The following is a 22,539-nucleotide window of genomic DNA, read 5'->3' as shown; positions in this document are numbered from 1 at the left end:
AAATAAAAAAACACGGGTAACTATCCTCTTGAGGAAGATACCCGTGTTATTTGTCTAGTGCATTTATTCAGATGCCTTAGTATTGTGTAGCTACGATTTCATTGATTTGGTCTACTTCTGCAGGTTCCGCAGCGATTAACTGATCGTATACGGCTTGATCCTGCCCGCCGTTTTTCTTGAGTGCCGCCAAGTACCAGCGGGCAATTTCACGGTTCTTTTGATCGCTATAATCTTGGCTGAGACCGAGCTTCAGAGTTTCTGCTGCAACCTCAATCTGTCCGGACATGTACTGCATTTTACCGACATTCAGCGCAATTTCCGGAGTAACTGAGAACGGCCGGCCTTGCAATTGCTCAGGCGGGAGCGTCTTAAGATGCTCTACACCAGCTACAACATGTTCATAAGCTGCCAGTCCTGTTTTAAAGTATTCCTGTTCTTTCGCTGTATCCTTTTGGTTGTATGCCTCTTGACCGAGTTCGAAAGAGCTGCTGATCAGCCCGCTGTACCAAACGATGTCCCAATTGAACTTGTCGGCATTATCCTGGTACACCGCTAGAGCCAGATCCTTTTGACCCTTGAGGTTATAGTAGGCGATCAGTTGGTTCAATAGAGTCTTATTATACGGCTCATCCTTAAGCGCACGAGTTAACAGGCTATAGGATTCGTTCAGGTATTGTTCATCCTGAGTTTGGCTGTAGACCTGCTGATCCATGGCAGAGAGGTAAGCCACCGATTCAGGATGGGTCGGACGGTTTTTCAGAGCTTTGGTAAGAGAGGTTTTAATCTCCTCATATGATTGACTGACACTCATAAGGTTCTTGGAGTTGACTGCAGCGTTGCTGGAACTAATGTAGGTAACTGAGAGGAACAGCAGGAACAAGGATCCTAACGTAATTACCGCCATATACCCCAGACGAAGCCCAGCTTTGTTCCAATTGCGACGCAGTGGTTTGCTGTCCATGACAGCGGCCATCCCGGCTAGACCAAGAAACACGAGAATGCCCATAAAAGCATAGCTCATATTGAAGTCTAGCAAGCTGTGAATGAGGATGGAAAGCGTAATAATAAGATAGAAGAATCCGTTATTGAAGTCATCTTTGTCCCGTTTCACATATCCGCGGATATACTTATAGAAGATATACAGAATAAAGCCCATAAATACGATGAAACCTAAAATACCAACCTCGATCAGGAACTGCAGAAAGAAGTTATGCACCTGACGGCTCGTATAAGGGTTATTTTGGTAATGTTCATAAAGCGCAGACCATCCACCGCCGCCAGCGCCAAGGATCGGGTAATCCTTCACTACTTTGATAGCATCCTTATAGAAGGTGAAACGTTCAAGCACGCTGTGCTGCTTAAAGTTGATATTTTCAAGACGTGTCTCGATATTACTAGGCAAGATACTCTTGGCGCTTGTGCCAATAAGTAAGAACGCTATGAGGCCGACCAGCACAACAGAACCCAGCGGAAGCCATAAGCTTGTCCATTTACGGGAAGACCAATTTCCGAGCTTGTCTTGCAGCCATGGAGCGGCAAAACGTTGAATGACCCAACCAAGACCTGCAACAACTACTGAAGCTCCAAGGAGGTAACCCCAGCCTTTGAGCGCTGCTGAAGAGGAGAAGGCAGTATTTAATTCTATTCCGAGATTCGTAACCTGGTTAGTAATGACGAGGGATAACAATCCAGAAACGCCCAGATGGATAATCCACAGAATTTGTTGCGCAGGCTTTAAGAACAATAAAAGCAATATAAACACCACAGGCAGCATCACAAGACCGCCGCGAGAGAGTGTCAGCAGCAGGGATACAATGATAGGCACCAACATAAAGCTGTGGGTCAAAATACCGTACCACTTCCGTGAGCGTACCAATGCGAACACCGCAACGAATAGGAAAGCCATCAGAAAGGCTGCATAAGTATTGGCATATTGGAAAATAGAAGTTAGTCGAAGACCGTTGGAATCTGTCATCACTGCATCCAAATATATACCGTTTCGTACAGTGTTAGAGAACCAGCCTACCAGACTGCCCGCCAGTTTCCCGCCTCCAAGCCAATTCAGGAGACCAAAGCCCACAATTAAATAAGCAATTGTAAGCACAGCATTTTCGATGACAACATTTACTTGCTTTTGCTTCAAGAGATATAACGCTATAATGAATACAGCGGCATACATGCTTTGAATAAAGAACATATTCATTGCCATATAATGCGAAACAGCGACAAACAGCGACAATGCGTATGTAATGGGTAGAAGCAGGACAGCCACGCTTACCAAGTCCCGTTGCTCATCCAATTTGAACTTCTTGAAGTCAAGACCCACCCAAATCAGCAGCAAAAGCACTCCAAGTAATGCAGATACATAGATCGGTTTCTCAAAGTCTACTGCCTGCCCATTAAACAATCCCACCTGAAACGGGGTCCAGAACAAAAACAAAATAAAACCAACAGCTAATGCCCACATCGAGCCTGATATCTTTGCAACATTTCTCGACTGCACAGCGTTTTTACCGTATACTGGTTTCGACACGTTATAATCTCCTTTTCCTGTAGGTACGACAATATTTTAGCATATGGTAAGGGGCAGAGCTAGCACATTCAATTATGATAGAAGGTGCGGGTAAATTTGGTATTATAGTGAAAAATTATAAGAAGGCTAGTGTGGAGGCTATTATTAATGCTATTATACAGAAAGTGTGTTCAGATTTATGAGCAGTGTTAAGTCATGGTTCTTTAAACATCTCTATAGAACTGCGGTTTTTCTTAAACCTGTTGTCGTCAAATTAGTCCCTTTTTCGGCAAGGCAATTTGTAAAACATAAGCTATTGAAAACCGCCTTCCCTTTAGATAAGAAAGACTCTAGTCTATTAGATGATAAAATTAGTGGTATCAATCTAATAGGGTATGCTAGGGCTGAGATGGGGATTGGTGAGTCATGCAGAATTGCTGCCAAGAGCATTACCGCAAGTGAAATTCCCTTCGGAATAGTTAATTTTACCGGTACTAACTCTGCATCAATGAATGATACCAGTTGGATAGCTAAAGAAATTGATAGTCCTAAATATAACGTGAATATATTCCATATAAATGCTGAACAGATGATTGAAATTTACGCGAATTATGGGAATTCGATTTTTGAGAAGCGTTATAACATTGGGTATTGGCATTGGGAGTTGCCGGATTTTCCGGACGAGTGGAAAGAAAGTTTTAATCTTGTGAATGAAATCTGGGTTCCCTCTACCTTTGTAGCAGATGCTATTTCTATGAAAAGCCCTGTTCCTGTTGTGAAAATCCCTCATAGTATTGAAGTGAAAATTGAGACGGTTAGGGATCGTTCATACTTTAAACTACCGGAAAAAGCTTTCTTATTTCTGACTATGTATGATCTGAAAAGCTATCAGGAAAGGAAAAATCCTCAGGCTTCTATTAATGCTTTTAAAGCTGCATTTGAACCGAATGATATGGGCGTTGGTCTTGTTGTTAAGGTGAACAGTGCCACAAATAATTCTAAAGAACTTTCTGAACTCCATGATTTAGTTGGAAACTATCAGAATATCTATTTAATTAAGCAAACGTTATCTCGTAATGATACTAATGCATTATTGCTTGTAACGGATAGTTACATATCCCTTCATAGAAGTGAAGGCTTTGGGCTGGGCTTAGCAGAGGCAATGTATCTAGGGAAACCAGCGATTGGCACAAATTGGTCTTCGAATGTTGATTTTATGAATGCTAACAATTCTTGTCTGGTTGATTATAGGTTAGTTCAGCTCACAGAGGACCATGGCCCATATAAATCCTATCAGCATTGGGCAGAACCAGATATTGAGCATGCAAGTTCATTCATGCGTAAGCTTTATGACAATGAGGACTTTTATAAAGAAATCTCGTCAAAAGGCGAACATGATATAAAAGAAGATTTCTCACCAAAGGCAGTTGGGGAAATTATCAAAAAGAGATTGGATTATATTTCGTTATGGAATTTTGGAGGATAAAATGACAATTACTAGTGTGATCATGGCAGGAGGAAAGGGCGAGCGGTTCTGGCCCAAAAGCCGAACAAACTTACCGAAGCAATTTCTAAATATCTCGGGTAACAAATCGATGATTCAGCAATCTATTGCGCGGCTTGAAAATATGATGGATATCAAGCAAATATTTATTGTTACAAATGAATTGTACGCTGAATTAATTAAAGCTCAAATTCCTCACTTGCCACCAGAGAACATCATTATAGAGCCGGTAGGTCGGAATACTGCACCTTGTATAGGATTGGCTTCAATTATTATTGAAGAACGGTTCCCTGACAGTACGATGATAGTAATTCCTTCTGATCATATTATTGAGAACGAAGAAGGTTTTGTAAGAATTTTAAAAACTGCTGTAGAAGTTGCTCAAGAAAATAGTAATTTGGTGACCCTCGGCATTCAACCTACATATCCTGAGACCGGTTATGGCTATATTGAGAGTGGTAGCGAGACTAAGCAAGTGAATGACTTGACGGTTCATAAAGTTAACAAGTTTGTTGAAAAGCCTGATCTTGAAACAGCCCAATCATACCTTGAGTCAGGTAACTTCTTCTGGAATAGTGGCATTTTTGTGTGGCGAACAGAGACGATTAGGGGTTATATTAAAGAACTGATGCCTGATATGCATGATATATTAGAGACTATGAAAACAGTTCTAGGATCTGAAGAACGTGATGCTATTATCAGAGCTGAGTTTATTAAAATGCCGGATCAATCCATTGACTACGGGATTATGGAAAAGGTGAATAATATCTATGTTATTCCTTGTATGTTTGGTTGGGACGACGTAGGGAGTTGGACAGCTTTAGAGAGAATTAGCGATCTAGATGAGAATGGTAATGTGATTAAAGGGAATATTTTAAATCTCGATACAAAACGTTGTATTATTGAGAGCAATGGGAAGCTTATTGCTACTCTTGGAATTGAGGATTTAATAATTGTTGATACTGAGGATGTAACATTGATTTGTACTAAAGATAAGGCTCAAGAAGTGAAGCTACTGCTCAAGGAATTACGTATGCAGAAGCTTGAACAATATCTATAATAGTTAGATTTACTTATTAATTTATATAAAGGGGAACTACGAAAATGACTAAACGCGCTCTAATCACAGGAATCACAGGACAAGACGGTTCATATTTGGCAGAACTTTTGCTTTCTAAAGGATATAAAGTATTCGGTTTGCGTCGTAGAACGAGTGTGCCTATTATTGAAAATATTGAACACTTACAGAATGAAATTGAATTTATTGATGGTGATCTGCTCGATTTGGGATCACTGATTAATGCTGTACGCATATCTGATCCGGATGAAGTGTATAATTTGGCTGCTCAATCCTTTGTAGCTACTTCTTGGATTCAACCGGTAGCGACTGGACAAGCAACGGGCGTTGGTGTAACTAACATGCTCGAAGCTGTACGTTTAACAAAACCAGAGGCTAGATTTTATCAAGCATCGAGTAGTGAAATGTTTGGTAAAGTAGTAGAAACCCCACAAAAAGAAACGACACCTTTCTACCCACGTAGTCCATATGGTGTTGCAAAGGTGTATGGTCACTGGATCACTGTAAACTATAGAGAGAGCTACAACATGTATGCTTGCTCGGGTATCTTGTTTAACCATGAGTCTCCACGTCGTGGTATCGAATTCGTAACCCGTAAAGTTACTGATGCTGTTGCACGAATTAAATTGGGACTACAAAACGAACTTCGCTTAGGTAACTTGGATGCCAAGAGAGACTGGGGTTTTGCAGGCGACTACGTGAGAGCTATGTGGTTGATGCTTCAACAGGATAAGGCTGATGATTATGTGATTTCAACGGGTGAAACTCACACAATTGAAGAACTTGTGGAAATCGCTTTTAGTCACGTTGGTTTGAACTGGAGAGACTATGTTGTAATTGACCAAAAATTTGTTAGACCAGCTGAAGTTGATCTCTTGCTTGGCGATTGTACTAAAGCGAAGGAACAGCTGGGTTGGGAGCTTGAAGTTGGGTTTGAACAATTGGTTAAGATGATGGTGGATAGTGACTTGGAAAGAGTGTCTAAATTACATCAAAATGATATAAAACAAGGTCTCTAATATGCGAGCGTTAATTACGGGGATTAGTGGGTTTGTAGGTACTAATTTAGCAAATGTACTACATCAAAAAGGATATGAAGTATGGGGGACAACTCGAAAAAGTTGTCCTAGTACTAGTTTTAAAACGCCAGTGGGAAGAATAATTCCGATTGATTATAATAATGAAGAAAATATCCAAGCCATCATTAATGAAATAAGACCTGACGAGATTTATCATTTGGCAGGGCAAAGTTCTGTTAGGATTTCTTGGGACAATAAAGTAGAAACTATAGAAACCAACATGATTTCAACTGTACGCTTGCTGGAAGCTTTCCGTAAGAGTGACATGGCTAAAACAACAAAGTTACTTATGGTCGGCTCTTCTGAAGAATACGGGGCTATTATTAATGGGGGCACAGCTATTCTAGAGGAGAATGTTTTAAAACCGATAAGTCCTTATGGCGTATCAAAGGCTGCAACTTCTTTGTTATTTCAACAATATGTTAATGTATATGGTTTGAATCTTCTTTATGCAAGACCATTCAATCACATTGGGCCTGGTCAGGGTCCTGGTTTTGTAACATCTGATTTTGCTCAGCAAATTGCTAAAATTGAACAGGGTAAATCTGCTCCGGTTATTGCAGTGGGTAATTTGGATGCTCAACGGGATTTTACAGATGTAAGGGATATAGTTAGAGCCTATACAATGTTAATGGAAAAAGGGAGAATAGGCGAAGTATATAATGTATGTTCTGGTGAACCTATATCTATACGTAATATCTTATATAATTTCTTATCACAAAGTACTAATCAAAATATAGAAATTCAGCAAGATGAGAATAAAATGAGACCTTCTGAGTTCCCAATATATATAGGTGATTCCTCAAAAATTAGAGAACATACTGGATGGAGAAAAGAATATTTGATTGAAAAATCACTACAGGATATATTAAATTACTGGAGGAATTTGAATTAAGGAGCTTACTAAATGTTGAGAAAGATAAGGGAAATATTTAATTATAGACAGATGCTTGAAAGTATGGTACTGACGGATTTAAGAACTAGGTACAAAGGATCGTTTTTAGGTTTTTTTTGGACGCTCCTTAATCCATTATTGATGCTTGCAGTGTACTCGATGATATTTAAGTATGTTGTAAGAATTTCTCTTGAGAATTATACCTCGTATTTATTTATAGGAATTGTAACTTGGAATCTCCTTAGTCAATCTCTTACATCTGGAGCGACTTCTGTTATTCGGAATGCTGGACTTGTAAAAAAAATATACTTTCCCAAAGAAATACTTCCTTTAGCAGTAGTTATAGGTGGTATCATTAATTTTTCATTAAGTCTAATTGTCCTCTTTCCTGTCCTGATTTTCTCACATATAGAGTTAGGTTGGTCGCTACTACTAGTCCCTGTACTTTTACTGATATATTCGATATTTACTTTGGCATTAACAACTTTAGTTTCTTGTTTAAATGTTTATTTCCGTGATTTAGAGCATATTATTGGAGTCGTAATAATGGCATGGTTCTATTTAACTCCCATTGTGTTTACTTCTGACATGATTCCAGAAGGTTTGAAAGGTGTATTTAGTCTTAATCCTATGACGACTATTATGGAAGGTTTCCATGATGTGTTTTTTTATAACAGGATGCCTGATTTAAGCGGTCTTGGAGTAGTTACAATCCTTTCAATAGTCCTTCTATTGATTTGTTACACAATTTTCGGTAAATTAAGTAGAAATTTTGCAGAAGAGATCTAAGGAGGGTGCCCTAATGGATGCAATCTCCATTAATAATGTCACCAAGTCTTTTAAAATATTCACTGAAAGATCAGGGACTTTGAAAGATAGAATCGTTAATCGTAGGAAAAATAATTTCCAGAAATTTTATGCATTGAACAATGTATCTCTGAATATTGAAAAAGGTCAAACAGTCGGATTTATGGGACGAAATGGATCAGGCAAAAGCACCTTGCTTAAACTATTAACTGGAATATTACATCCTGATTCCGGTGAAATTAATGTTAAGGGTAAAGTGTCAAGTCTGCTGGAACTCGGGGCGGGATTCCATCCTGATTTTACGGGTAGAGAGAATATATTCATGAACGCAGCAATATTAGGTCTAAATAAAAAAGAAATAAAAAAGAAACTAAATGAAATAATTTCATTTTCAGAGCTAAAAGAATATATAGATAATCCAGTCCGTAACTACTCATCGGGTATGTATATGAGGCTTGCTTTTTCTGTAGCAATTATGGTTGAACCAGATGTGCTATTAATAGATGAAGTGTTGGCTGTTGGAGATGCGGCATTCCAGCAAAAATGCATGGATCAATTATTGAAAATGAAAACAAGAGGCACAACGATTGTATTTGTATCACACGATCTGGGTGCAATGGAAAAATTATGTGATCGAGTAGTATGGATTAATAAAGGTGACGTAATAAACGATGGTAGTCCAAAAAAAGTCATCGACCAATATCTATCTTACCTTGCAGAAGAAGAGAATCAGCGACTGATTGATGAATCTTCAGTTAAAATGGAAGAAGATGTAAATTTTGAGGATGAAGTAATTGTGAACAAAGAAGGGATTGAATCAGTTGATAACTCTGATCCCCAAAGATGGGGGAATAGATTTATAGAAATAACTAATGTTTATTTTACTGACTATAATCATAAAAGTAAGTTTAGTTTTTTGTCAGAGGATAAAATGATTATAAAAATAGAGTATAAGGGTAGAAAAAAAGTCGAGAACCCAATCTTTGGGCTCGCTATTCATACAATTGATCAAATTCATTGTTATGGTACAAATACATTTATTGATTATCATAAAATTAGCGACATTTATCCTAATGATGAAGGTGTGATTCAGTTTAACATTCCTTCTTTGAATCTATGTGCAGGAACATATCTAGTTACAGCAGCAGTACACGACGAACATGGAAATCAGTTTGATTTTCATGATAAGAAATTCTCATTTAAGGTAACCAGTCTCTCCAATGATTTGGGGATTTCAAAGATCCCTCATGAATGGGCACAATATGTAAAAGGAGATGGACCTCAAGATGTCTGATAATAAAGCTAATCCGGCTAAGATAATGCATCAAATTCGTTCAGGAGTTAGAAAACAGGAAATAACGACTGCAGATATAATGGGGAAAAATGAAGGGGATCTCACTAGTGTCATCCATATGGATAGTGATTTGCAACAAGATTTGCAGGTGTTAAGTGCTAAAATTAGTAGGCTAGTTCATCGAATAACCCCCAACATGCCTGTTGCCTTTATGGAGCCTCGATTGGTATCTCGCTATAAATTCTTGGATAAGTTCATTACACCACTAAGAAGATTCGGGAATAGACTGTTTGTAAAGTGGTATGTGGATACGGTATCCAATCAGCAAAAATACTTAAATAACGATGTGTGGTTCGGATTAAATAATTCAATTGAAGTTATTTCAGAACAAAATAAATTAATTACTCGTTTAGCGGAGCGAATTTCTATTTTAGAAAAAGAGCAAAGCAATCTGCAAGCTGCCCAAGATAATCATACTAACGATTATCGGAAGTTTGTAGATCAGTTCAACCAAAAATACACAATTGGAAATTTCCACTATTCTGATTTTGCTAAAAGATTTATGGCCTCAGGTAAAGATGTGAAACGGATTTTTTCTCAATATATACAATTTTTCAAGCCAACCGATACGGTAATCGATATAGGGTGTGGAAAGGGATACTTCTTAGAGTTGTTGAGAGAGAACAACTTAAAAGGGATAGGTGTAGATACTGACCCTAAGCTTATCGATGAATGTACAGAAAAAAACCTGGAAGCTTATGTTGTTGAAGGCAGCGAATACCTTTTGAAGCAAAGAGATTTAAGCTTGGATGCTGTTTTTTTTGCACATGTTATTGAACATTTAACTGTGCCTCAAAAGATATCTTTTTTAGATTTATGCTTTAAAAAGTTAAAAAAAGGTGGCGTTTTAATAATTGAAACACCTAATGCAACCTCCGGATTTGTAATGAACAATCTGTATTATCTGGATCCTACTCATGAAAAACCATTATTTCCGGAGGCTTTAAAGCATTTGGCTGAAATGGCTGGATTTAAGGTCGTAAATTCTTATTTGAGTGAAGAAATAATATTACCTAATGGAAGAACAGAATATACAGAGTATTATAACTATTCATTAATCTTGGAAAAATAATCATGCAAGGAGATCGGGAATGAAAATTGCAATAGTAACTCCTTGGTTTACAGATAGTATATCTGGAGGGGCAGAGCGATTTGCGGGTGGTATTGCTAAAAGCTTACAAGATGCAGGTTGCGATGTTGAGATATTGACTACATGTGGGAAAGATTCTTTCTGGGAATGGGACAATAATTTTTATGATCCTGGAATTTACGAAATAAATAATATATCTGTACGAAGATTTGCTTTGAGAAAAAGAAATAAGAAAAAATATGAAGAAATATTAGGTAAGTTGCTTAATAATGAGAAAATTAAATATTCTGAAGAAATGCAATTGTTTCATGAAACTGTAAATAGCGACACGATGTATGAATTTATTGTGGATAATGGGGAACGGTATGTATTCCTCTTTATTCCATATATTTTTGGTACTTCTTACTGGGGGAGTAAGATGGTCCCAGAACGAAGCTTCGTGATCCCTTGTCTACACGATGAGGAGATGGCTTATTTAGAATCCATTGGACATATGTTCAACAGGGTAAAGGGAATTCTTTTTAATACAATTGAAGAACAGGAACTTACTCAAAAGCTACATAACATCGATATTTCTGATTCAGTTATATCTGGCGGTGGTGTGGTGGTTGATCATATTCCTGATAATACAGCTTTCCGTAAAAAATATAAGATAGATACGGATTATTTTATATATGTAGGTAGGCTTGTAGGCGGGAAAAATGTGCCTCAAATGATTGAACTGTTCAATAAATATTATGAAGAAAACGAAAAGAATGTAAAGCTACTGGTAGTGGGTAAAGGAGAAGAACAGATAGTCGAAACGATTAAAAGATCACCAGGGATAATTCATATGGGAGAACTCAATGACGAGGATAAATTTAATGCAATTGCTGGAAGCGTAGCGTTAATACAACCCTCATTAATGGAAAGTTTCTCTATTGTTATTATGGAAAGTTGGCTTTGTGGAGCTCCTGTGATTGTTCATGAAAATTGTCCAGTAACCAAAGGACATTGTGACAGAAGTCAAGGTGGACTTTACTATAAAGACTACGATTCTTTCGAGAAGGTTCTAAATATATATCTTGATTCAAATGAGAATGCGATACAAATGGGGCAGAACGGAAAACAGTATGTTAAAACCGAGTACAATTGGGAAATCACCGCCGAACGAATCATTCAGTTTTTAAATGAGAAAGGCTTTAGCAAGGAGGAAGTCCTAACTTGAGAATACTAATTGATGTACAAACTCTATATACTGATGAAAAAAAGAGGGGTATTGGAATATATACCCATCATTGGCTTGAAAATTTTGTGAATCAGAGCACTCATCATAGGATTTATCTAATGAAGAGAAAAGCAGATAAATGGTGTTTTAGTTTTGTATCAAAATTTGTTGATTATAATTCGAGATTAAATGAAGAAAGATATTGGTTTGAACAAGATTTAGAAGAGTTCATTGAGCAAAAAAAAGTGGATATTGTTCATTTTACAAGTCCGTATATGTTTGATATAGAGATACCTGATATAAAAAATAAAAGCGTGAAGATATCTTATTTAGTCTATGATCTGATTCCCATAGTGATGAAAGAGGAATACTTTTTAAAATGGCCAAAACATGTACAGTCTCTGTATGAAAAAAGATCGCAAAAGTTAAAAGAAGCAGATTTAATCTTAACAATATCTCAGGCATCAAAATCGGATATTATAAAGTATTTGGGAATAAACTCTAGTAAAATCAATGTGATATACGCTTCAACTAATGAATCATTGTTTAATCCAAAATCAAGTGAGTATCAAATAAAACTCTTAAAAGAAGAATTGCGTATTGATGGACCTTTTATTTATTCTTTGACAGGATATGATCCAAGAAAAAACAATAAAGGGCTTATAAGTGCTTTTGCGAGAATTTCTCAGAAAAGAGATGCTATAAAGCTTGTAATTGGTGGCATTAAACAACCTCAAGAACAAAAAGAATTGATTGATTTCGCGAAAAGTAAAGGTTTAAGCGAAGATCGCTTGATTTTATTAGGTTATGTTTCTGAAGGAGCCTTGGTGGCGCTTTATCAGGAATGTGAATTATTTGTGTTTCCTTCTCTTTATGAGGGATTTGGGCTACCCGTTTTGGAAGCGATGAGATGTGGATCACCGGTTATTACTAGTAATTGCTCCTCATTGCCAGAAATCGTCGGCACATCTGCGGAACTCGTAGATCCTAGTAGTGAAGAAGCGATCGAAGCCGCAATAGAGAAATTGCTTTCTGATAATGCTCTTCGAGAACGATTTATTGACCAAGGATACACTCAGTCGCGTTTATTTTCATGGGAAATTGTTGTGTCAAAGAGTTTGGGGCATTTTATTCAATTGATTTATGATGAGGAGAACAATAAAGTGTCTTCCCCAGATAAACAAAAGCTTGCTTATTTTAGCCCTTTTAATCCCCAAACTTCTGGGATCTCAGACTACAGTGAAGAATTGCTAATGTATTTAAAAGAATATTATGACATTACTATCTTTGTTAATCAGTATCAGCCCACCAATAAGTTCATTGTTGATACATTTGATATTATAGATATTAACGAATTTCATGATGGAATGGAGAAATTCGAAAAGAGACTTTATCATATTGGCAATAATGAGTACCATGAATGGATAGTAAATGCGTTAGAAAGGTACCCGGGTTATATAGTACTTCATGATTTTAATTTATTCGGATTCTTCGTATATACTACTTATTTAAAAGGTCAAAAAGATAATTTTGTATACGAATTGGCTTATAACAGTGGAGTTCAAGGTGAAGAAGCAGCAAATTCATTATTAAACTCAGGTATTATACCAGAAAGTCAGCAATTCCCACTAAGTAATAGAATAGTTGATTTAAGTAATGGTGTGATTGTTCATAGTGAGTGGGTGAAGAAATCTATTCTTCTAAATAATGAATTTAAAGGTCCTATTGAAGTAATTCCACACGGCTTCACGTTAGAGCATAACGAAGTATCAAAAAAAAATAATTTCAGTAATGATAAGAAGGCTCGGGAATTTTCTATTGGTGTGTTTGGAAATGTTATACCAAACAAAAGAGTTGATATTATTATTAACACTGTTTCTAGACTTTTAGAAACAAATCCAGAAACACACTTATACATTATTGGGCACTCTGAGGAAAACTATCAAAAAGAACTGTACAAGCTAGTAGAAAGTCTGAAGATAAAAAAGAATGTTACCTTCATAGATTCTCCTGATATTGAAAGATTCAAAACCTATATAAGAGAAATTGATTTATGCATAAATCTAAGATGGCCAACGATGGGAGAGACTTCAGGTACTTTGATGAGAGCTTTAGGCTATGGTGTTCCATGTATAGTGTCTAATGTAGGATCGTACATGGAATATCCTGATGATTGTGTATGGAAAGTTGATGTGGATGAATACGAAGAAGAGCTACTATTATCATACTTAATAGAGCTAAGTAATAACTACACCATCCGAAATGAAATGAGCTTAAACGCTAAGAAATATATAAGTGAGAAGTGTGATTTTAATATTACTGCATCTTTATATAAACGATTTATGAATTAAATATTACTGTTAGGAATATTTAGAAGTCGAATGTTTAAGGGGGAAATGGATGATATATATAATCTCACTTTTTTTATTTTATATTTTTATTGCTTATGCATACGGAATTCTTTTTAGGACCCTTTTTAAAGGCTTTATTAAAGATATTGAAGGGATACATCTTTTGTATCCTTTCTTTGGGTTTTCTTTTTTAGTAGCTATTTCTCAACTTCTAGGAATTTTTTTGGGGGCGAAATTCTATAATCCATTCATAATTCTTGGCGGAATAATAATCTTATTTGTAGTATTGTATAATTCTCTTATTAAGAAAAATGAAATATCAATACAAAATTCAACGGAAAAACTTTACTATGCTTCTTTTTTTGGAATCGTATTTTTAATTTATTTTTTTCCTAGTTTATTTGCAGGCTTTCCTACATCTTTTGCAAGTATAAACAATGATCTTATTTTCTACTTATCCATACCAGAATGGCTAATAGAAAAGGGGTATTTTACAAATGCTATATCTGATAGTTTTCATCCGTTTTTCTCAATAGCAGAGATTCATTTTTCTAGATTTTCTAGAGTGGGAGCAGATTATTTTAATACACTTGGTATGACATTCTTTCATACGGATGCAATGCATACGTTTAATGTGATTTCTTGCTTTTTTGTTTTCTTATTTTCACTTTCGGTTTATTACACTTGCAAGTATAGTTTCCGATTATCAAATTCGATTGTATTAACGGCGGTTACTTTATCTACAATTAATACATTATTATTTTGGATGTTTACTACACAGTATATGCCTCAGATTGGAGGTAATGCATTTTATGTTCTATCAGCAGGTTTTATTTATCGGGTTATTAAAGAAAAGAAAATTAATTTAGTCGTTCCCACAAGTTTAAGTATTGCAGGACTCATAGCGGTTTATAGTGAATATACTTTGTACCTTTTAGTGCCCGCAATGATGTTTTTTGTGTTTAGTGTGTTTAAGGACTATAAGAATACTAGATTATATACTAAGATATTGTTTTACATCATGTTTCTTGCAGTTATATTCAATCCAGTAAGTACATTTATAGCGTTAAGGTACAATATCTTTGCGTATACTTCCACCCAAAACTCAGTTGGTATTGTAGAATATATACCTTTCTTTAACCAAATTCTCATGGTATTTGGATTTAAATCTTTAGATTATAGCTCTACATCTGGTTTTTATATAATAATAGGATCACTACTGTTGATTTTCGTAATAATAGGATCATTAATAGCAAAAAAAGAAATAAAAGTTTATTTGATGATTTATTCTTTATTTATAGTAGCGCTATTATTATATTTGCATTTCATTAATAAATTTCCTTATGGCTACTATAAAACGTTAATGTTTGCCCAGCCATTTGTTATATTATTGTTTTCCATTGGTTTTAATTACTTAGCAATGAAACTTAAAGCATCGAAATATCTTCAGTTGGGTATTTTGGCACTTGTACTACTTTCGAATTGTTTCCAAATAAGTAAACTGGAAAATATTATCCTCTATAAAGGACTACTTGTCACAAAAGAATATACTGAAGTAAAAGAAATAAATAAATTGATTCCTGAAGACGAAATATTGTCTATAGAAGATGTAACTAAAGATGAAGAGCATATACTTTCATTTTTGTTAAAGAATACAAATATCTCCTTTAAGAACTCTAATTCATACTTTGCTCCGTCATCTATACCAGAAGGTTCAAAGTCCAGTTATACTTTAAAAGGTAGTGGTGATATTTTAAATTATGATGGTTTTTTGATTTGGCATAATGAAAAGTTCAGTTTATACAAGGACTTCAACATATCGATGGATGAGGGCTGGCATGGTTTGGAGGATTGGAATGGTATCCCTACACGATGGACGAAGTCTGAATTTAGTCTTTCTGCTAAAGTCTTAAATACTAACAAGGTCTCTATTAGTTTCAACGCAGTTTTACCGCCAAATGTAACGGAAAGAACTATTCTCCTGTATGTTAATGGTGAATTTGTTGAAGAGAAAAAAGTGACAAGTAATACGATACTCACAACTTCAAATTTGAACATTGAATTGAACAAAGTAAACAATATTAAATTCATAGTCAAAGAAGGAGCGGTACGCGTAGGTCAAGATACAAGGGAATTGGGAATTGCAGTACAAAATATTAAGGTCTTCGAAAATTGATTTCTGATTTTATTTAGAAACTGACACAAGAACATTGCTTCCCTAGAAAAACGTACTTTTCTTTTCTAGGGAAGCAATCGGTAGTTCAGTACATCAAGTAAATATAATACAACGATAGTTGGTGTTTAATTTTGCCTAGTTCAACTGTCTCCGATAAAAATAGGAATACAATTCGTAATATCAAAGAATTCGTGAAATATGGTTTTTGGGGAGCCATAACAACAGGAATTAACCTCTTATTGTTTTTTTTACTTGAGAGGCTAGGCTTATACTATATTATTGCTAATATTATTAGCTATGTATTGGCTGTTCTAGTGAACTATATTTTAAACAAGAAGTTTGTTTTTATAACTGCTTCAAATGAAAAGAAAAATAGTAGCCAACTTCTTAAGTTTTTCGCTGTCAGACTAGTGTCATTATTTATAGACAACCTTTTGTTCTACTTAATGGTAACCATACTGAAATACGACGTAAATATATCAAGGGTTGCACTTAGTTTTGTTATTATTATTGCTACGTTTGGAGTAAATAAGTTTTTTGTATTTAATACAAAAAAAAGAGGTATTTAAAATGAGATTAAAGATATTAATTGTTCTTAATTATTATTACCCATATATAAGTGGCCTCTCTGAATGTGCCAAGTCATTAGCTGAGGAGTTGGCAAAAGAACATGATGTAACAGTTCTTACGGCTAAGCATGAAAAGAACCTTCCTGAGTACGAGGAAATTAATGGTGTTAAGATAGAGCGTGCTAATTTGTTGTTTAAAATAAGTAAAGGCTATATAAGTCTGGATTTTTTCAACAAATATTATAAACTACAAAAAGCAGCTGATATCGTTAACTTACATCTGCCAATGGCGGAAGCTGCCATTGTTAGCCATCTGACAAGCAAAGAAAAACTAATATTAACTTATCAATGTGATGTCAATTTGCCTAAATCTCTTACTAATTCTGTTATAGTTAATTTGATGGATAGATCTTCAAGGGCGAGTTTTAAAAGAGCGAAAAAGATAGTCGTAAGCTCGTATGATTATGCACAGAGTTCAAGAGTATTGCCTAAGTTCAAAGATAAATGGTTAGAGATTCATCCTACTTCATCATTTTATAAAGAATTCGAAAACTCACGAAATAGAACTAATAGGGATGCGACATACGTAGGGTTTTGTGGAAGAATTGTAGAAGAGAAAGGCATAGATATTCTGCTTCAAGCTGCTCCTATTGTAAAAGAAGCATTGCCGGATGTTAAATTCTTAATTGCAGGTGACTACACAAATGTTGCAGGTGGGAGCATATATGAAGAGTTGAAAACAAGGATTGGCTGGGATGAAACATATGTGAGTTTTTTAGGGAAATTATCTACTGACCGATTAATTGAATTTTATTATTCGCTTGACTTATTTGTTCTACCAAGCACAAACTCACTAGAAGCTTTTGGGATGGTGCAAGTTGAAGCCATGTTGGCGGGGGTTCCTGTAGTAGCCTCGGATCTACCTGGTGTAAGAGAGATAACAAGAAGGACCAAAATGGGCGAAACTGCCGCTCTAAAAGATGTGGAACAGCTTGCACAGGCTATCATTAAAGTATTAAAGAACAGGGATAGCTACATTAAGGACAAAACTCTAATTAATGAATTGTTTGGAGTGGAGAGTGCGGCTACCAAGTATATAGAGTGTTTTAATTTAATCTGATTTAGGCTATAACTCGTGTATAATGAATAGGAGACATTAAATGATATATTATTGCTTTGTTCCTTTTGTAGCATGGCTTGTGGCAGGTACTTTGAAGTATTTAATTAATAGATTTCGTTTTGGTAGTGCTGCTTATGGCTATATTGGAAATGGCGGTTTTCCAAGTAATCATACAACAGTTGTAACCACAATAACTTGGTTGATTGGTTTAAGGGAGGGGTTTGACTCACCAATTTTTGGTCTAGGCACCGCATTGGTGATGATAGTTATATTTGATGCTACTGGATTGAGAAAGTACGTAGGTCAGCATGCGCAGAATATTAACTCTCTTAATATTGATTCAGCTGTAAAATTAAGAGAAAGAATAGGACATACCAAAATAGAAGTAACCGGAGGAATTATTCTAGGTGTTTTATTGGGATATATAATATATCTTATTTAATAGGAGTGTATTATTTTGAATCATCAAGTAGCATTGGCTAAGAAAAGGACATTACTTACTAGTCTAGCAGATGTACTGGTTGAAATGCGTATTAAACAGTGGACGAAGAATTTGCTTGTTTTTGCATCTGCTATTTTTTCAGGAGCTATTTTAAATCCGACAACCTTGATACACGCTTTGTTAGCTTTTCTTTCTTTTTCCTTTATGGCTAGTACGATATATATAATTAACGATATTGTTGACGTTGAAAAAGATCGTCTGCATCCAGAAAAGCGCAATAGACGGATTGCGTCAGGTGCAATAAGCATTCCCGCAGGAATATGTATTGGCATTATCACTTTTTTAATAGCGCTTGTTTTAGCTTATTCTATTAATTACTATGTGATAGGCGCTGTACTAGTCTACTTCGCAATGAATCTTTCCTATAGTCTTTATTTGAAACATGTTGTAATAATTGATGTTATGATTATAGCTGCTGGATTTGTATTAAGAGCTGTAACGGGAGCTTTAGCAGTAGATGGCATTCTTACGTCATGGTTTGTCTTATGTACGCTTGGGCTTTCTTTGTTTTTAGCCTTGGGCAAAAGAAGGCATGAGTTGATACTTTTCAAAGATGATCCTACCAATCAGCGTAAAGTTCTGAGTTTTTATAGTGTTCAATTATTAGATCAACTCATGACTATAATTACAGGTGTATTAATTATGTTCTACTCTATGTATGCAGCATCAGAAGAATCAGCGATGATGTTTACAATACCTTTTGTGTTATATGGAATTTTTAGATACTATTACTTAATCCATATGAAAAACGCTGGAGGAAAGCCTGAAGAAATATTACTTAATGATAAGCATATTCTGGTTACAGTGGTTTTGTTCTCTGTATTAGTCGTTTTTATTAAAAAATTCACTTAATCTTTATTAAAATATTTATATTTCAGGAATTTCATGATATTGGAGGTTCTTTTATTGAAAGGCATAATCCTAGCCGGAGGCACGGGCTCTCGTCTGTACCCTTTAACAAAAGTAACTAACAAGCATCTACTTCCTGTAGGCAAGTATCCGATGATTTTTCACTCAATTTATAGACTCAAGCAGGCAGGAATTCAAGACATTCTGGTGGTTACAGGAAAAGACCACATGGGAGACGTAGTCAATCTGCTTGGGAGTGGGAATACCCTGGATGTATCCTTCACCTACAAGGTTCAGGATGAAGCAGGTGGCATAGCACAGGCCTTGGGTTTAGCAGAGCAGTTTGTGGGACAGGAACAATGTGTAGTAATTCTTGGTGACAATGTATTCGAAGAAAATATTAATCCTTTTGTTGAGAAATTTAGACGCCAGGGAAACGGTGCTAAAATTCTGATTCAGGAAGTTCCTGATCCCCAAAGGTTCGGTGTACCTGAACTACAAGGGAATAATATTATTTCAATCGAAGAAAAGCCTTCTGCACCTAAAAGTGAGTATGCTGTGACAGGGATATATATGTTTGACAGTAGGGTTTTTGAAATTATCAAGACACTTACACCCTCTAACCGTGGAGAACTTGAAATAACCGACGTCAATAATGCATACATTAAAAGAAACGAATTGACTTACGATATCCTTGAGGGTTGGTGGACGGATGCTGGAACGCATGCTTCACTTGCAAAAGCTAATGAATTGGCCAAGGATATTTTGTTTGATGAGGATTTTGGGAAATTGAAGTTATAGATAAAAGGAGGATATCCATTATGAAAGTCACTCCTTTAAAACTACAAGGCGCAAGCCTTCTTGAACCGGTGGTCCATGGCGACAACCGGGGTTTTTTTATGGAGAGTTATAACCAGCAAACAATGCATTCCATCGGTATCAAGCATGAATTTATTCAAGATAACCATTCTCTTTCAGCTGAGGTTGGAGTATTGCGAGGACTGCACTATCAATTAAACCCTAAGGCACAGACAAAATTGATTCGTGTTTTGTCCGGCGTGATCTACGACGTTATTGTAGATGTTCGCCGCAATTCGCCGACCTTCGGTCAATGGATTGGAGTTATTTTGAGTGAACATAACAAACGTCAACTCCTTGTACCCAAGGGCTTTGCCCATGGCTTCTGCACGCTCGTACCGAATACTCAAGTACTATATAAGGTAGACGAATACTATTCCCCAGAGCATGATCGTGGCATACAATGGAATGATCCTGCTTTGGGAATTGATTGGCCGGTGACCAATCCGATTCTATCCGATAAAGATCAACGTCATCCTTTACTTAAAGATGCTGAGCTTAATTTTGATTAAATATCCAACTTCATTGATTCTGTGAGAAACAGATGAATAGAATATTATTAATAATTGTATAAGAAGGTGGTCGGTTTCATGAAACTGCTTGTAACTGGCGGTGCCGGCTTTATCGGCAGCAATTTTGTAATTTACATGCTTAATCAGCATCCGGAATATCAAATCGTTAACGTGGATGCACTGACCTATGCAGGAAATCTGGAAAACCTAAAATCTGTTGAGGGCAATCCGAATTATACGTTCGTTAAAGCTGATATTACGGATGTCCAAGCAATGGATGCTTTGTTCAGTCAGGGTGTTGATGTAGTCGTTAATTTCGCGGCAGAGTCACACGTAGATAGAAGTATCCTAGAGCCGGATGTGTTTGTAAAAACGAATGTACTTGGTACACAGGTTCTATTGGACGCAGCGAAAAAATACAGTGTCACTAAGTTTGTTCAAGTGTCGACTGACGAGGTGTACGGTACGCTGGGAGCCACTGGCTTGTTCACTGAGGAGACTCCGCTAACTCCTAATAGTCCGTATTCTGCGAGTAAGGCAGGCGGGGATCTGCTGGTTCGTGCCTACCATGAAACGTTTGGGTTACCGGTGAACATCACCCGTTGTTCGAACAACTATGGTCCTTACCAGTTCCCTGAAAAGCTGATTCCGCTGATGATCTCCCGTGCACTAGCTGATCAGGCTCTACCTGTGTATGGTGATGGTTTGAACATTCGCGATTGGCTGTATGTAGAGGATCATTGCAGTGCGATTGATCTCGTTATTCACGAAGGTGTGAATGGTGAAGTCTACAATATCGGTGGCAACAATGAGCGGACGAATGTGCACATCGTGAATACTGTACTGCAGGAGCTTGGCAAACCGGACTCCTTGATTACTTATGTACAGGATCGCCCAGGACATGACCGTCGTTATGGTATCGATCCTACCAAGATCACCAACGAGTTGGGCTGGAAGCCGAAGCATACCTTTGAAACAGGAATTAAAGAGACGATCCAATGGTACTTGAATAATCGTGAGTGGTGGACCCGCATTCAGTCCGGGGAATACCAAAAGTATGCGGAACTGCAATATGGAAGTCGCTTAGGGGACTCACTATAGGCTATCTATTTCTTTCAGAGTATGCAATAACTTATAGAGCGGATCAGTACCTCTTTTAACTGGTGGGTCATGGCCTATAAGTAACTTACGGAGGTTTACAATGAAGGTATTAGTTACCGGTGCTGCTGGACAACTGGGGCAGGACGTTGTTCTATTGCTGCAAAAGGAAGGCCATGAGGTATTTGGTTGTGACCGACAAGAGATGGACATCACCGATCTGGAACAAACGGTAAAAGTGGTTGGTGACTTTAACCCTGATGCGGTTATACATTGCGCTGCCTACACAGCGGTAGACGCTGCAGAGAGCGACGTGGACGGTGCTTATTTAATTAATGCCACGGGAAGCCGTAATGTAGCTCTTGCATCTGAAAAAGTTGGTGCCAAGCTGGTGTACATCAGTACGGACTATGTTTTTGAAGGGCTGAGTTCAGAACCGTACCATGAATATGATAATACTGCACCGCGGAGCATTTACGGAAAATCCAAACGGGCCGGTGAAAATTTAGTACAAAGCTTATCCAGCAAGTATTTCATCGTGCGTACGGCTTGGGTATACGGCAAATACGGTAAGAATTTTGTGAAGACGATGCTGAAATTCGGCCAGGAAAAGCCATTACTTAAAGTTGTGAATGATCAGAAGGGTTCGCCGACATATACGGTGGATTTGGCCAGCTTTGTGCTGGAATTGATCCAGACTGAAAAGTACGGAGTGTATCATGCTACGAACAGTGGGTCTTGTACATGGTATGAGTTTACTCAGGCTATTTTTGAAGATGCCCATGATATTCTGGGGTTGGATTTCACAGCCAAGCTAGAGCCTTGTACTACAGAGGAGTTCCCGCTGCCTGCGCCTCGGCCACGTAACTCCGTATTGGAGCATCTATCTATCCGCACCAATGGATTTGAAGATATTCGGCATTGGCGTGAAGGATTAAGGGATTTCTTGCTTGAGTTAAAAGAATAACAAATTAAACT

General features: G+C 36.8%; 19 protein-coding genes. 18 read left to right on the top strand and 1 reads right to left on the bottom strand.

The features are described from left to right. Positions 1 to 76: 76 nt before the first annotated feature. Entirely contained in the window at positions 77 to 2,533 is a 2,457-nt protein-coding gene (locus ACFORK_RS27945; protein ID WP_379205326.1) for an O-antigen ligase family protein, read from the bottom strand. 178 nt (positions 2,534 to 2,711) lie between these two features. On the opposite strand from ACFORK_RS27945, the gene ACFORK_RS27940 reads away from it, so the two are divergent. From ACFORK_RS27940 to rfbD, 18 genes are all read left to right on the top strand, one after another. Continuing rightward, positions 2,712 to 3,998 (top strand): glycosyltransferase, encoded by a 1,287-nt coding sequence (locus tag ACFORK_RS27940; RefSeq protein WP_379205324.1) that lies wholly within the window; start codon positions 2,712 to 2,714, stop codon positions 3,996 to 3,998. A 1-nt stretch (position 3,999) separates the two neighbouring features. After that, positions 4,000 to 5,076: a mannose-1-phosphate guanylyltransferase gene (locus tag ACFORK_RS27935; protein WP_379205322.1), complete on the top strand. Its 1,077-nt coding sequence runs from the start codon at positions 4,000 to 4,002 to the stop codon at positions 5,074 to 5,076. 44 nt (positions 5,077 to 5,120) lie between these two features. Beyond that, positions 5,121 to 6,113, top strand: coding sequence for a GDP-mannose 4,6-dehydratase (gene gmd / locus ACFORK_RS27930; protein WP_379205319.1), 993 nt, complete (start codon positions 5,121 to 5,123; stop codon positions 6,111 to 6,113). A gap of 1 nt (position 6,114) precedes the next feature. Further along, on the top strand, positions 6,115 to 7,068 hold the full coding sequence (locus ACFORK_RS27925) for a GDP-mannose 4,6-dehydratase (RefSeq protein ID WP_379205317.1): 954 nt from the start codon (positions 6,115 to 6,117) through the stop codon (positions 7,066 to 7,068). Between the two features lie 12 nt (positions 7,069 to 7,080). Further along, positions 7,081 to 7,857 (top strand): ABC transporter permease, encoded by a 777-nt coding sequence (locus tag ACFORK_RS27920; protein ID WP_379205315.1) that lies wholly within the window; start codon positions 7,081 to 7,083, stop codon positions 7,855 to 7,857. 13 nt (positions 7,858 to 7,870) lie between these two features. After that, positions 7,871 to 9,169: an ABC transporter ATP-binding protein gene (locus ACFORK_RS27915; RefSeq protein ID WP_379205313.1), complete on the top strand. Its 1,299-nt coding sequence runs from the start codon at positions 7,871 to 7,873 to the stop codon at positions 9,167 to 9,169. After that, on the top strand, positions 9,162 to 10,301 hold the full coding sequence (locus ACFORK_RS27910; RefSeq protein ID WP_379205311.1) for a class I SAM-dependent methyltransferase: 1,140 nt from the start codon (positions 9,162 to 9,164) through the stop codon (positions 10,299 to 10,301). The genes ACFORK_RS27915 and ACFORK_RS27910 overlap by 8 nt, the downstream gene beginning before the upstream one ends. A 19-nt stretch (positions 10,302 to 10,320) precedes the next feature. Beyond that, positions 10,321 to 11,526: a glycosyltransferase family 4 protein gene (locus ACFORK_RS27905; protein ID WP_379205309.1), complete on the top strand. Its 1,206-nt coding sequence runs from the start codon at positions 10,321 to 10,323 to the stop codon at positions 11,524 to 11,526. After that, a complete protein-coding gene (locus ACFORK_RS27900; protein ID WP_379205307.1) occupies positions 11,523 to 13,877 on the top strand; it encodes a glycosyltransferase in 2,355 nt (784 codons plus the stop codon). Before ACFORK_RS27905 ends, ACFORK_RS27900 begins: the two co-directional genes overlap by 4 nt. Positions 13,878 to 13,926: 49 nt before the next feature. Further along, a complete protein-coding gene (locus ACFORK_RS27895; RefSeq protein ID WP_379205305.1) occupies positions 13,927 to 16,053 on the top strand; it encodes a hypothetical protein in 2,127 nt (708 codons plus the stop codon). Positions 16,054 to 16,244: 191 nt separating this feature from the next. Then, positions 16,245 to 16,622 carry a GtrA family protein gene (locus ACFORK_RS27890; RefSeq protein WP_379205303.1) on the top strand — a complete coding sequence of 126 codons (378 nt, stop codon included), beginning with the start codon at positions 16,245 to 16,247 and terminating at the stop codon, positions 16,620 to 16,622. A gap of 1 nt (position 16,623) precedes the next feature. Continuing rightward, positions 16,624 to 17,742 carry a glycosyltransferase family 4 protein gene (locus ACFORK_RS27885; RefSeq protein WP_379205301.1) on the top strand — a complete coding sequence of 373 codons (1,119 nt, stop codon included), beginning with the start codon at positions 16,624 to 16,626 and terminating at the stop codon, positions 17,740 to 17,742. 40 nt (positions 17,743 to 17,782) lie between these two features. After that, a complete protein-coding gene (locus ACFORK_RS27880) occupies positions 17,783 to 18,184 on the top strand; it encodes a divergent PAP2 family protein (protein ID WP_379205299.1) in 402 nt (133 codons plus the stop codon). A 15-nt stretch (positions 18,185 to 18,199) separates the two neighbouring features. Beyond that, complete coding sequence (locus tag ACFORK_RS27875) at positions 18,200 to 19,096, top strand: decaprenyl-phosphate phosphoribosyltransferase (RefSeq protein ID WP_379205296.1); 897 nt, start codon at positions 18,200 to 18,202, stop codon at positions 19,094 to 19,096. Positions 19,097 to 19,150: 54 nt separating this feature from the next. After that, on the top strand, positions 19,151 to 19,894 hold the full coding sequence (locus ACFORK_RS27870; RefSeq protein WP_379205293.1) for a sugar phosphate nucleotidyltransferase: 744 nt from the start codon (positions 19,151 to 19,153) through the stop codon (positions 19,892 to 19,894). A 20-nt stretch (positions 19,895 to 19,914) separates the two neighbouring features. After that, positions 19,915 to 20,463 carry a dTDP-4-dehydrorhamnose 3,5-epimerase gene (gene rfbC / locus ACFORK_RS27865; protein ID WP_379205291.1) on the top strand — a complete coding sequence of 183 codons (549 nt, stop codon included), beginning with the start codon at positions 19,915 to 19,917 and terminating at the stop codon, positions 20,461 to 20,463. A gap of 78 nt (positions 20,464 to 20,541) precedes the next feature. Then, entirely contained in the window at positions 20,542 to 21,564 is a 1,023-nt protein-coding gene (rfbB, locus tag ACFORK_RS27860; RefSeq protein ID WP_379205289.1) for a dTDP-glucose 4,6-dehydratase, read from the top strand. 100 nt (positions 21,565 to 21,664) lie between these two features. Beyond that, the gene (rfbD, locus tag ACFORK_RS27855) at positions 21,665 to 22,528 is read left to right on the top strand and encodes a dTDP-4-dehydrorhamnose reductase (protein ID WP_379205287.1); all 864 of its coding nucleotides are present in this window, start codon (positions 21,665 to 21,667) and stop codon (positions 22,526 to 22,528) included. Positions 22,529 to 22,539: the final 11 nt, after the last annotated feature.

It is taken from the genome of Paenibacillus sp. GCM10012306 (assembly GCF_042649265.1).
In the GTDB taxonomy this organism is placed as follows: Bacteria; Bacillota; Bacilli; order Paenibacillales; family Paenibacillaceae; genus Paenibacillus_AQ.
This window is presented reverse-complemented; position numbering and strand designations above follow the sequence as displayed.

Bases quoted from the DNA above. Each gene is read 5' to 3' on its own strand.
- ACFORK_RS27940 (WP_379205324.1), top strand. From the start codon at position 2,712: ATGAGCAGTGTTAAGTCATGGTTCTTTAAACATCTCTATAGAACTGCG.
- ACFORK_RS27935 (WP_379205322.1), top strand. From the start codon at position 4,000: ATGACAATTACTAGTGTGATCATGGCAGGAGGAAAGGGCGAGCGGTTC.
- gmd (WP_379205319.1), top strand. From the start codon at position 5,121: ATGACTAAACGCGCTCTAATCACAGGAATCACAGGACAAGACGGTTCA.
- ACFORK_RS27925 (WP_379205317.1), top strand. From the start codon at position 6,115: ATGCGAGCGTTAATTACGGGGATTAGTGGGTTTGTAGGTACTAATTTA.
- ACFORK_RS27920 (WP_379205315.1), top strand. From the start codon at position 7,081: ATGTTGAGAAAGATAAGGGAAATATTTAATTATAGACAGATGCTTGAA.
- ACFORK_RS27915 (WP_379205313.1), top strand. From the start codon at position 7,871: ATGGATGCAATCTCCATTAATAATGTCACCAAGTCTTTTAAAATATTC.
- ACFORK_RS27910 (WP_379205311.1), top strand. From the start codon at position 9,162: ATGTCTGATAATAAAGCTAATCCGGCTAAGATAATGCATCAAATTCGT.
- ACFORK_RS27905 (WP_379205309.1), top strand. From the start codon at position 10,321: ATGAAAATTGCAATAGTAACTCCTTGGTTTACAGATAGTATATCTGGA.
- ACFORK_RS27895 (WP_379205305.1), top strand. From the start codon at position 13,927: ATGATATATATAATCTCACTTTTTTTATTTTATATTTTTATTGCTTAT.
- ACFORK_RS27885 (WP_379205301.1), top strand. From the start codon at position 16,624: ATGAGATTAAAGATATTAATTGTTCTTAATTATTATTACCCATATATA.
- ACFORK_RS27880 (WP_379205299.1), top strand. From the start codon at position 17,783: ATGATATATTATTGCTTTGTTCCTTTTGTAGCATGGCTTGTGGCAGGT.
- rfbC (WP_379205291.1), top strand. From the start codon at position 19,915: ATGAAAGTCACTCCTTTAAAACTACAAGGCGCAAGCCTTCTTGAACCG.
- rfbB (WP_379205289.1), top strand. From the start codon at position 20,542: ATGAAACTGCTTGTAACTGGCGGTGCCGGCTTTATCGGCAGCAATTTT.
- rfbD (WP_379205287.1), top strand. From the start codon at position 21,665: ATGAAGGTATTAGTTACCGGTGCTGCTGGACAACTGGGGCAGGACGTT.